At 72.9% G+C, this 11,126-nt stretch carries 10 protein-coding genes; 5 read left to right on the top strand and 5 right to left on the bottom strand.

Annotated elements, in window-relative coordinates; genetic code table 11:
- Positions 1-20: 20 nt before the first annotated feature.
- The gene (locus tag VFZ92_RS33670; RefSeq protein WP_330880464.1) at positions 21-1,442 is read right to left on the bottom strand and encodes a HAMP domain-containing sensor histidine kinase; all 1,422 of its coding nucleotides are present in this window, start codon (positions 1,440-1,442) and stop codon (positions 21-23) included.
- A 37-nt stretch (positions 1,443-1,479) separates the two neighbouring features.
- Positions 1,480-2,220, bottom strand: a complete 741-nt coding sequence (locus tag VFZ92_RS33665) for a response regulator transcription factor (RefSeq protein WP_330880462.1) — start codon at positions 2,218-2,220, stop codon at positions 1,480-1,482.
- A 181-nt stretch (positions 2,221-2,401) separates the two neighbouring features.
- On the opposite strand from VFZ92_RS33665, the gene VFZ92_RS33660 reads away from it, so the two are divergent.
- Together VFZ92_RS33660 and VFZ92_RS33655 are read left to right on the top strand one after the other, a co-directional pair.
- Positions 2,402-3,052, top strand: coding sequence for a hypothetical protein (locus VFZ92_RS33660; protein ID WP_330880460.1), 651 nt, complete (start codon positions 2,402-2,404; stop codon positions 3,050-3,052).
- The gene (locus VFZ92_RS33655) at positions 3,030-3,437 is read left to right on the top strand and encodes a hypothetical protein (protein ID WP_330880458.1); all 408 of its coding nucleotides are present in this window, start codon (positions 3,030-3,032) and stop codon (positions 3,435-3,437) included. Before VFZ92_RS33660 ends, VFZ92_RS33655 begins: the two co-directional genes overlap by 23 nt.
- On the opposite strand, the gene VFZ92_RS33650 is transcribed toward VFZ92_RS33655, so the two are convergent.
- Positions 3,422-4,261, bottom strand: coding sequence for a helix-turn-helix transcriptional regulator (locus tag VFZ92_RS33650; RefSeq protein WP_330880456.1), 840 nt, complete (start codon positions 4,259-4,261; stop codon positions 3,422-3,424). The two genes, VFZ92_RS33655 and VFZ92_RS33650, sit on opposite strands and share 16 nt — an antisense overlap.
- 101 nt (positions 4,262-4,362) lie before the next feature.
- On the opposite strand from VFZ92_RS33650, the gene VFZ92_RS33645 reads away from it, so the two are divergent.
- Positions 4,363-5,124, top strand: coding sequence for an SDR family oxidoreductase (locus tag VFZ92_RS33645; protein ID WP_330880454.1), 762 nt, complete (start codon positions 4,363-4,365; stop codon positions 5,122-5,124).
- Here the strand turns inward: VFZ92_RS33645 and VFZ92_RS33640 are convergent.
- Positions 5,121-5,972, bottom strand: coding sequence for a tat pathway signal sequence (locus VFZ92_RS33640; protein ID WP_330880453.1), 852 nt, complete (start codon positions 5,970-5,972; stop codon positions 5,121-5,123). The two genes, VFZ92_RS33645 and VFZ92_RS33640, sit on opposite strands and share 4 nt — an antisense overlap.
- 224 nt (positions 5,973-6,196) lie before the next feature.
- On the opposite strand from VFZ92_RS33640, the gene VFZ92_RS33635 reads away from it, so the two are divergent.
- On the top strand, positions 6,197-8,014 hold the full coding sequence (locus tag VFZ92_RS33635) for a bifunctional metallophosphatase/5'-nucleotidase (RefSeq protein ID WP_330880451.1): 1,818 nt from the start codon (positions 6,197-6,199) through the stop codon (positions 8,012-8,014).
- A 1,127-nt stretch (positions 8,015-9,141) separates the two neighbouring features.
- Here VFZ92_RS33635 and VFZ92_RS33630 read toward each other — a convergent pair.
- Positions 9,142-9,978: an SDR family NAD(P)-dependent oxidoreductase gene (locus VFZ92_RS33630; RefSeq protein ID WP_330880449.1), complete on the bottom strand. Its 837-nt coding sequence runs from the start codon at positions 9,976-9,978 to the stop codon at positions 9,142-9,144.
- Positions 9,979-10,050: 72 nt separating this feature from the next.
- Between VFZ92_RS33630 and VFZ92_RS33625 the strand changes: the two genes are divergently transcribed.
- The gene (locus tag VFZ92_RS33625; RefSeq protein WP_330880447.1) at positions 10,051-10,956 is read left to right on the top strand and encodes a LysR family transcriptional regulator; all 906 of its coding nucleotides are present in this window, start codon (positions 10,051-10,053) and stop codon (positions 10,954-10,956) included.
- Positions 10,957-11,126: the final 170 nt, after the last annotated feature.

Genomic DNA, 11,126 nt, shown 5'->3' with positions numbered 1-11,126 from the left:
CCGATGGCCCGGCCCGTGCGTCAGCGGCGAGCGGGCAGCCGGACGGTGAACCGGGTCTTGCCCGGCTCGCTGGCCACCCCCACCGCGCCGCCGTGCGCCTCCACCACGGCCAACACGATCGACAGCCCCAACCCGGTGCTGCCCGCGGCCCGCGACCGCGACCCGTCGCCGCGGGTGAACCGCTCGAACACGTTCGGCAGCAGCCCGGCCGGGATGCCCGGTCCGTCGTCGGTCACGGTCAGTTCGACGCCCCGCCCCGGTGACACCGACAGCCCCGTCGTCACGGTCGTGCCGGGCGGTGTGTGGGTGCGGGCGTTGGACAGCAGGTTCGCCAGCACCTGGTGCAGCCGGTCGCCGTCGCCGACCACCGTCACGGGCTCCGAAGGCAGTTCCAGCTGCCAGTTGTGGTCGTGCGCGGCGATCCGGGCGTCGCTCACCGCGTCCAGGACCACTCGCGTCAGGTCCACCTCGGCGTCGTCGAGCGGCCGACCCGCGTCCAGCCGGGCCAGCAGCAGGAGGTCCTGCACCAGCACCGTCATCCGGTCCGCCTCGGACTCCACGCGGCTCATGGCGTGCGCGACGTCCGGCGGCACCTCGGCCTTCGACCGCCGGGTCAGCTCCGCGTAGCCCCTGATCGCCGCCAACGGCGTGCGCAGCTCGTGCGAGGCGTCCGCCACGAACTGCCGGACCCTGGTCTCCGTGGCGTGCCGAGCCGTCAACGCGGCCCCGATGTGCCCCAGCATCCGGTTCAGCGCGAGGCCGACCTGCCCCACCTCGGTCCGGGGATCGGCGTCCTGCTCGGGCACCCGGACGGCGAGCGCCACCTCGCCCTCGTGCAGCGGCAGCTCCGACACCCGCGTCGCGATGCCCGCGACCCGCTGCAACGGCGTCAACGTCCGCCGCACGATGAACGCCCCGGTCAGCCCGGCGACGAGCAGCCCGCCCAGCGCCACCCCGCCCAGCACGAACCCCAGTTGCAGCACCGTCGCGTTCACCGACGCCAGCGGCAACCCCGTCACCAGCACGTCCCCCGACGGCGTCGTGGTGGCGACCAACCGGTACGCGCCGAGCCCCTCCAACGTCACCGACCGCGGAGCGACGTCGGGCGTGAGGGCGATGAGCTGCGGACGTGCCGCGTCGGGCAGTATCTCCTGGTCACCCCGGTCGGGGGTCAACCTCAACGCCAGGGTGATCGTCTTGTCGTGGACCACCGCCGTGAGCGTCCCCGGTGCCTGACCGGGTCCGGACAGCGGATTGCGGTCGTTGGTCACCGTGCCGGGGAACCTCGGGAACCCGCTGGGCGGCGGCCGGTCCCCGCGGAACTCCGACGCCCGGTCCGACGCGAACTTCAGCTGCTCGTCCAGCTTCCCGATCTGGAAGTCCCGCAACGCCACCATCGTGACCACGCCGATGATCAGGCAGACCACCGTCAGCAGCGCCATCTGCTCCGCGATGATCCGCGTGCGCAGCGACCACGACCTAGGGTGCCGGCTTGAGGACATAGCCCGCGCCCCGCATCGTGTGGATCATGGGCTCGTGGCCCGCGTCGATCTTCTTGCGCAGGTAGGAGATGTACAGCTCCACGATGTTCGCCTGCCCGCCGAAGTCGTAGCTCCACACGCGGTCGAGGATCTGGGCCTTGCTCAGCACCCGCTTCGGGTTGCGCATCAGGTACCGCAGCAGCTCGAACTCCGTCGCCGTGAGGTCGATCGACCGGCCGCCGCGGTGCACCTCGCGCGTGTCCTCGTCCAACCGCAGGTCGCCGACGACCAGCTCCGCGCCCGCCGTCGCCCCGGTCACGCCCGTGCGGCGCATCAGCGCGCGCAGCCGCAGCACGACCTCCTCCAGGCTGAACGGCTTCGTCACGTAGTCGTCGCCACCCGCCGTGAGCCCGGCGATGCGGTCCTCCACGGCGTCCTTCGCGGTCAGGAACAGCACGGGCAGGTTCGGCTGCTCGGCGCGCAGCCGCCGCAGCACCTCCAGCCCGTCGACGTCGGGCAGCATGACGTCCAGCACGACGGCGTCCGGCCGGAACTCCCGCGCGGTCCGCACGGCCGAGGCGCCGTCCAGCGCGGTGCGGACCTCCCACGTCTCCATCCGCAGCGCCATCGACATCAACTCGGCCAGGGTGGACTCGTCGTCCACCACCAGCACCCGCACCGCCTGCCCGTCCGGGCGGCGGAGTTCGGCGTGCTTCTTGCTGGTCGTCACCGCGCGCATGTCCTCAGGGTGGGCGGGGGCCTTGGGCCGCTGCTGTGCGAACCCTGTGTACCACCTGTGAGCGGCACGGGCAGGCCCACAGCGGTCGCCCATCCGACGCACAGCGCACGCACAGGCTCGGGGGTGACCGTGGTCTCCGCAGCGGGTGGACGCCCGCTGGGAGAGCGCAGGAGGAACGACGATGAGCACCGACCAGAACGGTCCGGCGGAGCAGCCGGGTTCGGCCGTGCCACCGCAGGCCGTGCCACCGGAGGAGCCCGCCTGGGGCGCAGAGCAGCCGAAGGGCTCCGCGGTCTCGTGGTCCGGCCGCAAGACCATCGCCGCCGTCGCCATCGCGGTGGGCATCGCCGCGGCGGGCGGCACGGCCATCTACGCGGCCAACGGAGCCGTCGGCGCGACCGGGACGGGCCCCGGAGGGCGAGGGGGCCCCGGCGGCTACGGCCGCATGGGCGGCCCCGGCGCGGGCGGCCCGTTCGGGGGCGGCTTCGGCTCGACCCTGCACGGCGAGTTCCAGGTGGGAGCCGTGACCGAGGTGTCCGACTCGTCCATCGGGGTCAAGAGCACCGACGGCTACACCAAGACCTACACGATCGACAGCACCACCGTGGTCGGTGGCGGAGGCGGCCCGAACGCCAGGGCCGAGGGCGACCTCAGCGGCATCGCGGTCGGTGACACGGTCACCGTCATCGGCCAGACCGCCGACGGCGCGACCAAGGCCACGTCGATCGTCGAGCGCCTGGTCGTCGAACGGGGACAGCAGCCCGGTGGTCAGCAGCAGGGCGTGCCGCCACGCCGTGAGGACCAGGGCAGTGGGCAACCGCCGACCTCTTGACCGGAGCGCCTCCGCCGCGGCGCCCGAACTCGGGAGGCTGATAGCGGTGCTGTTCGAGGCCGGGACGCCGCTGTGGCGCTCGCTGGCCGCGAGCGTGACCGTCGACCGGCCGGTGGTCGTGTGCGACGCGGTGAGCCCCGCGCAGGTCGTGGTGCTCACCGCGTCGCCCGACCTCGTGCTCGACGGCCTGCTGACGGTGGCCCGCACCGTCGGCGTGCACCGCGTGTACCTGCGCACCCCGCCCGGCATCGGCTCGGTCGCCGTCCGCCGGGCGCTGTCCCGCCGCGGCGATCCCGTCCGGGTCGTCGTCGACCAGCACGAACGACCCGGTGACATCGTCCACGAGGCCGTGGAGTTCGTGCGGCTCGCTCAGCTCGTCAACTGAGAGGAGCGGGGGGAGGACGCGGTCCAGCTCGCCAGCACGGCGAGCTTGTCCGCCGTCGCCGACCCCGCCACCGGGATGTAGGTCAGCAGGTGCTGGCCGACGTCACCGGGCAGCGCGAACGTCTGCCACTCGACCTCCAGCTCACCCACCAGGTCGTGGTTCATGACCTTGCGGCCGAAGACCTTGTCCTTCACGTCGTGCCGCGCCCAGAGCCGCCGGAACACGTCGTTCTTGATCGACAGCTCGCCGACCAGCGCGGCCAGCCCGGCGTCGTCCGGCCACCGGCCCGCCTCCAGCCGCAGGTAGGCGACCGTCTCGGCGGCCACCTTGTCCCACTCCGGGTAGAACAGGTGCGCCGTGGGGTTCAGGAACGTCTGGCGGGCCATGTTCCGCTCGGCCTCGGGGTGCGCCGAGAACCCGCACACCGCGTCCGCCAGCGTGTTGTAGGCGAGCACGTCCAAGCGCTTGCCCAGCACCGCGGCGGGCACCGTGTCCATCAGGTCGATCAGCCGCTGCACGTTCGGCTGGACGCGGTTGGGGCCGGTGTCGCCGTCGGAGGGGCGGACCAGGTTGCCCAGGTGCGTGCGCTCGACGGCGTCCAGGCGCAGCGCGCGGCCGACGGCGTCCAGCACGGAATCGGACACCCCGGCCGTGCGGCCCTGCTCCAGGCGCACGTAGTACTCGACGCTCACGCCCGCGAGGCTCGCGACCTCGTCGCGCCGGAGCCCCGGCACGCGGCGGCGGAGTCCGGCGGGCAGGCCGACGTCGGAGGGCTTGATGCGGGCGCGGCGGGAGCGGAGGAACTCCCCGAGTTCGCGACTCATGTGGACAGTCTGCACCCTCGGTCCGGTCGATGGGTGGTTCTCCCGGTACCACCATCGAGCGAGCCTCCCTCCGGGACTTCCGCGCTGCCAGTTTCAGTCCCATGACGAACTACGACACCCTCACCGACCGCACCGCCGTCGTCACCGGGGCCTCCAGCGGCATCGGCGAAGCCACCGCCAGGGCACTGGCCGCGGGCGGCGCGAAGGTCGCGCTGCTCGCGCGGCGCGGCGACAGGCTCGCCGACGTGGCCGCCAAGATCACCGCCGACGGCGGTCGCGCGATCGCCGTCGAGGTCGACGTGACCTCGACGGCGTCCGTGGCCGCCGGTGGCGCCGCCGTGCGCGAGGCGTTCGGCCGGGTCGACCTGGTGGTGAACAACGCGGGCGTGATGCTCGCGGCCCCGATGGCCGACGTCCGCGCCGACCACTGGGCCCGGATGGTCGACCTCAACCTCACCGGCGCCCTGCGGGTGATCGGCGAGTTCACCCCGGACCTGCTGGCCACCGCCGCCGAGGGCGGAACGGCCGACCTGGTCGACATCTCGTCCGTCGCCGCGCACGGGCTGTTCCCGAACTACGCGGTCTACTGCGCCACCAAGGCGGCCATCACGCACCTGTCCGCGAACCTCCGGACGGAGTTCGGGCCCAAGGACGTGCGGGTGACCAACGTCGAGCCCGGCATCGTGCGGTCCGAACTGCTCAGCCACCTGGACGACGACCAGGCCGCGGGCCTCGCCCCGTGGATCGACTCGGTGGGCTCGCTGTCGGCCGAGGAACTGGCCGACGTGGTCGCCTACGCGGCGAGCCGCGCGCGGCACGTGAACCTGCGGCAGATCGTCGTCCAGCCCACCCGGCAGATCTAGAAGCGACCGCCGAACAGCAGTCCGGCGATCTCCGTGTCGGTGTCGCGGCCCTCCTGGTAGCCACCCTGGCGGTGCAGGTCGTTCATCACCGCCAGGGTGTACCGCTCGTCCGGGCCGACGAAGCCGACGCTGTTCACCACCCAGCCCGTGTCCTCCTCGGACCAGCCGTCCTTGTTGCCCGGCCTCGCCGCGGGTCCGGCTCCCCAGACGCCCCACTGCTGCTCCGGGCCGACCTCGCGCATCTCCTCCACCAGCAGCGCGCGGTCCTCGGCGGGCACCTCGGTCAGCACGTGGGACATCAGCCGGTCGAGGTCCTCGGTCGTGCACTTCTGGAAGCCCCAGTACGGGAACGTGTCGCTGTAGCCCTCCTGCGGCACCAGCGACGTGAGGCCGTAGGAGGCGAACGAGTCGTTGAACGCCCGGTGGTCGGCGCCGGAGTAGCGGTGCCACAGCTCGTCCGCCGCGTGGTCGTCCGAGCTGTGCAGCATGGCCCTGATCAGGTCGCGGTCGTCGTCGGTCAGCTCGACCGCGCCCTCGCGGTCGCGGCGGAGCAGGTCGACCACCATCGCCAGCTTGATCGTCGAGGCGGTCCACACCAGGTCGGCGGAGTGGTCGTTGTGCCACACCGCGCCGGTCCCGCGGTCGCGCACCACGATGCCGACCGTGCCCGGCCGGGTCGCCACGTACTCCCGCACCCGCGCGAACCGGCTCTGGAAGTCGCAGTCGAACCCCGTGCCGGCGCAGTCCACGTCCGCGCCGGTCGCGGCCACGGGCTCGGACGGGGCTGAGCCGCACGCCGAGAGCGCGAGGAGGGCCACGAGCAGGACCGGCAGGGAGCGTCGGGGCATGGGCCGCAGGCTAGCCGCACCGCCGAGGCGGTCCGGGTTCCTGGCGGGGCAACGTCCCAGTCGTCCGGTTCGTCACTCCGAGCGATCTCGCGAATCACCCGTTCCAGCGACCGCGCGGAGGCCGGTTTTTGTCGGTGCCTCACGCTTCACTGAACCCGTGCGAATCCGAAACCCCAGGTCGAACGCAGGTATTGCGGTCAACGGTCAAGACGTACGGTGCCCGGATGACCGAGAATCCAGTTCGGCGTCGCGCCGTGCTCGCGGGCACCGCCGCGGGCGTCCTCGCCGCCGCGGGCTTCCGCCCGGCCGCCGCCCAAGCGGACACGCGTGGCGTGGACAGGGCGTTCACCCTGACCGTCATGGGCACCACCGACCTGCACGGCAACGTGTTCAACTGGGACTACTTCGCCGACAAGGAGTTCGACGACTCCGGCCACAACGACATCGGCCTGGCGAAGATCTCCTCGCTGGTGACGGCGGTCCGGCAGCAGCACGGCGAGCACCGGACGTTGCTGCTGGACGCGGGCGACACGATCCAGGGCACGCCGCTGGCGTACTACTACGCCAAGGTGGAGCCGATCACCCGCCGCCGCGTGCACCCGATGGCCGCGGCGATGAACGCCATCGGCTACGACGCCGCTGCGCTGGGCAACCACGAGTTCAACTACGGCATCCCGCTGCTGCGCACGTTCGAGCGGCAGCTGCGGTTCCCGCTGCTCGGCGCGAACGCGATCGACGAGAGCACCGGGCGGCCCGCGTTCACGCCGTACACGGTGAAGACGGTGTGGCGCACGGGCACCGCCCCGCTGCGCGTGGGCATCCTCGGCCTGACCAACCCCGGCATCGCGATCTGGGACAAGGCCAACGTCGAGGGCAGGATGAGCTTCCCCGGCCTGGTGGAGCAGGCGAAGGTCTGGGTGCCGAGGATGCGCCGCGCCGGTGTCGACCTGGTGATCGTGTCCGCCCACTCGGGCGCGGACACGTCCTCGTCCTACGGCGACGCCCTGCCGTACCCGGAGAACGCCGCCACCCTGGTGGCCGAGCAGGTGCCGGGCATCGACGCGATCCTCGTCGGCCACGCCCACGTCGAGATCCCGCAGCGCCTCGTGGCGAACAGGACCACCGGCAAGCAGGTGCTCATCACCGAGCCGCTGTTCTGGGGCAAGCGCCTGAGCCTGATGGACTTCGACCTCACCTGGGCGCCCCGCGGCGGCTGGACCCTCAGGGCGTCCCGCTCGCAGGTGCTGAACTCCAACACCGTGCCCGAGGACCCGAAGATCGTCCGGCTGCTGACGGCCGACCACGCCAAGGTCGTCACCTACGTCAACTCCAAGGTGGGCACGAACAAGCAGGCCATGTCGGCCGCCACCGCCCGCTACGAGGACGTGGCGGCGCTCGACTTCATCAACCACGTCCAAGCGGTCGAGGTCAAGAAGGCCCTGCCGTCCAACACCCTGCCCGTCCTGGCGCTCGCGGCACCGTTCAACCGCGCCGCGGCGATCCCGGCGGGCGACGTCTCGGTCCGCGACGTGGCGGGCCTGTACATCTTCGACAACACCCTGCTCGCCGTCCGCCTGACCGGCGCGCAGCTCAAGGACTACCTGGAGTTCTGCGCCCGGTACTTCAAGCAGGTCACCACCGCGGGCCCCCACCCGGCCGACTCGATCACCAACGCGCCCACCCCCACGGCCCCCGGCGGCACACCCGACTACAACTACGACGTCGCGGCGGGCCTCGACGCCCCGCTCACCTACGACATCGACATCGCCCAGCCGGTGGGCACCCGCATCACGGGCCTGTCCTACGCCGGAACCCCCGTCACCCCGACCCAGGAGTTCGCCGTGGCGGTCAACAACTACCGCCAGTCGGGCGGCGGCGGCTTCCCGCACATCTCCACCGCACCCGTCCTGCTCAACCAGCAGCAGGAGATCCGCCAACTCATGATCGACTGGGTGAGGCAGACAGGCGAGATCGACCCGACGACCTTCGCCGCCACCAACTGGCGCCTCACCGCCAACGGCACCCCACTCCAAATCCAATAACCCCGACCACGGGCGGCATCCCACCGTTCACACCCCAACCACGGGCCGCATCCCACCGTTCACACCCCGACCACGGGCCGCATCCCACCGCTCACACCCCAACCACGGCGACGACGCACCGCGGCACCGCGCTCGGCGGCACTGGCGGCCACCAGTGCCGCCCTGGTAGCCGCGCACCACCTCACGTCACGCTGCGCCCGCTCCGCGGTGGCAGGCACAACGGTGGTCCCTGGCCGCCCGTAGTGAGGGCTGGCAGTGGCGGGCACAACGGTGCGCCCTGGCCACCCGCAGTGGGGGCCTGCTCCGCGGTGGCAGGCACAACGGTGGGCCCAGGCCACCCGTAGTGGGGGGCTGGCGGCTGGCTCCGACCAGCCAGCCCTCAGCGGACCGGGTGGTGCCGCGCAATCCCAACCACCGATCTCGATCGGCCACCCGCCCAACACCACCCGCCCAACACCACCGGCCCGCTGCAACCAGACATCCCCGGCACGACTCGGCACAACCTCCGCCCCACCCGAACCAGCACCGCCCACCACCCGTGGGCCATCGCTCCGGAGCCCGCACCCGCCGCAACCCGACACCGCCCTGCCCGGCAATCCTGTTCGGCCCGCTGGGCTCGCCCACCTGACTCTGCTCGGTTCGCCAGCCCCGCCCAGCCCTTTGCCGCCCCGCCCCGCCCAGCCCTTTGCCGCCCCGCCCAGCCCCTTGCCCGCCCAGTCCGCGCTCTGCTCACCCGGCCCGGCCCGCCCGCTCCCTCTGTCCTGCCTGCCGTGCGCGCCCCACCAGCCTCGGCTCCCCCACCACCACCCAACCCACCAGAACCTCACCGACCTCACCGAGCCGCGTCGTGGAGCGGCCCGGTGATCGCCGTGGTGAGCTGCGGTCCGCCCAGGTGGCGGGTGCAGGTCGGGTCGTTCAGCGAGCACTCGCGGTTGTCCGCGTCCACGAAGCACCCCTGGTGTTCACGCCCCCGACCGTGCGCGTCCGGCCGCCACGTCGAACCCGGCCATCCGCGGCCCGCCGCTCGACCCGCCACCCATGTCGCACGCGACACCCACGGTCCGGGCCACTCCGGCGTGCCGGTCCGTTCCACCGCCGGACCGGTGGTGAAGCGAACGGCACCGGGCTCAGGAGGCGGCGCCGTGCCAGGGCAGGACGTGGCCGAAGCGGACCAGTTCGCCGTGGTGGGCGGGGTTCACCGGGGTGGCCAGCACGAAGTCGAGCACGCGCCTGGCCGCCTCCGTCGGCGTGAGGGCGTGGCTGAAGTCGTCGAACCACGGCCGGGACGTGGGGGTGTCGACCAGGCCTGGGCAGACCGCCGCCAGCAGCGTGCCGTTGGCGAGGTCGGCGGTGCGGCGTTCGGCGGCGACCGCCCGCACGGCCGCCACCTGCGCCACCTTCGACGGCTTGTTCACCCACTCCGGCCAGCCCTCCTCGGCCGCCGTGCCGTCGTGGACGGCGGCCCGCCACGACTCGACGGCCTCCTCCACGGCGTCCAGGGAGACCCCGTCGAACAGGTGGTGCAGCCGCTGGGGCAGGTGTTCGAGCGTGCCGAGCGAACTGGCCACGACGACCAGCCGCCCACCGGGCCGCAGCACCGGGCCGAAGGAGCGCAGCACGGCGTGCGTGCCGCCGTTGGACACGTCGATGAACTCGTCGGTCTGCTCGGCCTGCCGCTCGGGCGTCATCCTGGTGACCGCGTTGGACAGGACGACGTCGACGCCGTCGGTGAACTCCGCGGCGAGCTTCGCCACGGCCTCGGCGTCGGTCACGTCGAGCACCCGCCCCTCCACCCGGCTCCGGGTCGACGACGACCCGACCACCCGCGCCGCGGCGTCCGCGACCCGGCCCGCGTCGCGGCCGGTGAGCAGGACGAGGTCGGCGCGCTCCCACCTGGCGGCCAGTTCTTCGACGAGCGCGAACCCGATGTTCTGGTTCGCGCCGGTGACCAGTGCGATCCTCATGGGAACCACGCTAGGAGCCGCCGCGGGTATGCGTCCAACGAGAGTTCCGCATGTCTGGTATGCGTAACGGTCATGGACTTCACCGACGTCTCGCTGGTCTCGCTGCGGGTGTTCCAGGAGGTGGCCGAGCGCGGCACGCTCACGTCGGCCGCCGCCGCGCTCGGCTACACGCAGTCCGCGGTGTCCCGCCAGGTCGCGACGCTCGAACGGGCGGCGGGCGCGCCGCTGCTGGAGCGCCGCCGCGACGGTGTCCGGCTGACCGCGGCCGGGCACGTCCTGCTGCGGCGCGCCGCGGCCGTGCTGGAGCAGATCGACGCGGCGGGCCGGGAACTCGCGGGCCTGCCCGCGGACGCGGGCACCGTGCGGCTCGGGTGGTTCGCCAGCGCGGGTGGCGCGCTGGTGCCGAAGGCGGTGGCCGCGCTGCGCCGCACGCGTCCCGGCATCACCGTGACCAGCCGGGAGGGCAGCACTCCCGTGCTGGTCCGCGCGCTGCGGGCGGGCACGCTCGACCTGGTCGTCATCGCGTCCGCGCCGCCGTTCCGCGCGCCGGACACCGAGTCGCCGCCGCTGGAGCTGCGCACCCTGTCCGAGCGCGGCCTGTGCCTCGCCGTGCCCGCGACCCACCCGCTGGCCGCGGAGGACTCCGTGGACGTCGCCGACCTGCGCGGGCAGCGCTGGATCGCGGGCCACTCCGGGGACGACGGGCTGATGGGCGTGTGGCCGGGGCTAGACGAGCGGCCCGAGATCGCGCACACCGCCCGCGACTGGCTGGCCAAGCTGCACCTGGTGGCGGCGGGCTGCGGCCTGACCACCGTGCCGCCCGCGCTGCTGCCCGTCGTGCCGCCGGGGGTGCGGACCGTCACCGTGCGCGGCGGACCCAGCGAACGACGGCGCATCCTCCTCGCCTGGCTGCCGGGCAGGCTGACCGCCTCCGCGGGTCACCTCGCCGACGCACTGGCGGCGGCCTGCACCACCTGATCACGGTCACGCCATCCGCGCGCCGCGGCCACGCCATCCGCTCACCTGGTCACGATCACGCCATCCGCGCACCTGATCACGGTCACGTCGTCCGCGCACCTCGCCGCGGCCACGCCATCCGCGCACGTGGTCGCGGATCACGCCGGTCCGCCCACCTGATCGCCCACCAC

It is taken from the genome of Umezawaea sp. (genome assembly GCF_036375055.1).
GTDB lineage: Bacteria > Actinomycetota > Actinomycetes > Mycobacteriales > Pseudonocardiaceae > Umezawaea.
The sequence above is the reverse complement of the archived record's forward strand: the minus strand, read 5'-3'. Positions and strand labels throughout refer to the sequence as shown.

What these genes read in the sequence shown, in the direction of transcription:
- VFZ92_RS33630 (WP_330880449.1), bottom strand. Translation starts at nt 9,978, where the DNA reads ATGAGGATCGCACTGGTCACCGGCGCGAACCAGAACATCGGGTTCGCG.
- VFZ92_RS33640 (WP_330880453.1), bottom strand. Translation starts at nt 5,972, where the DNA reads ATGCCCCGACGCTCCCTGCCGGTCCTGCTCGTGGCCCTCCTCGCGCTC.
- VFZ92_RS33670 (WP_330880464.1), bottom strand. Translation starts at nt 1,442, where the DNA reads ATGGCGCTGCTGACGGTGGTCTGCCTGATCATCGGCGTGGTCACGATG.
- VFZ92_RS33650 (WP_330880456.1), bottom strand. Translation starts at nt 4,261, where the DNA reads ATGAGTCGCGAACTCGGGGAGTTCCTCCGCTCCCGCCGCGCCCGCATC.
- VFZ92_RS33665 (WP_330880462.1), bottom strand. Translation starts at nt 2,220, where the DNA reads ATGCGCGCGGTGACGACCAGCAAGAAGCACGCCGAACTCCGCCGCCCG.
- VFZ92_RS33635 (WP_330880451.1), top strand. Translation starts at nt 6,197, where the DNA reads ATGACCGAGAATCCAGTTCGGCGTCGCGCCGTGCTCGCGGGCACCGCC.
- VFZ92_RS33645 (WP_330880454.1), top strand. Translation starts at nt 4,363, where the DNA reads ATGACGAACTACGACACCCTCACCGACCGCACCGCCGTCGTCACCGGG.
- VFZ92_RS33625 (WP_330880447.1), top strand. Translation starts at nt 10,051, where the DNA reads ATGGACTTCACCGACGTCTCGCTGGTCTCGCTGCGGGTGTTCCAGGAG.
- VFZ92_RS33660 (WP_330880460.1), top strand. Translation starts at nt 2,402, where the DNA reads ATGAGCACCGACCAGAACGGTCCGGCGGAGCAGCCGGGTTCGGCCGTG.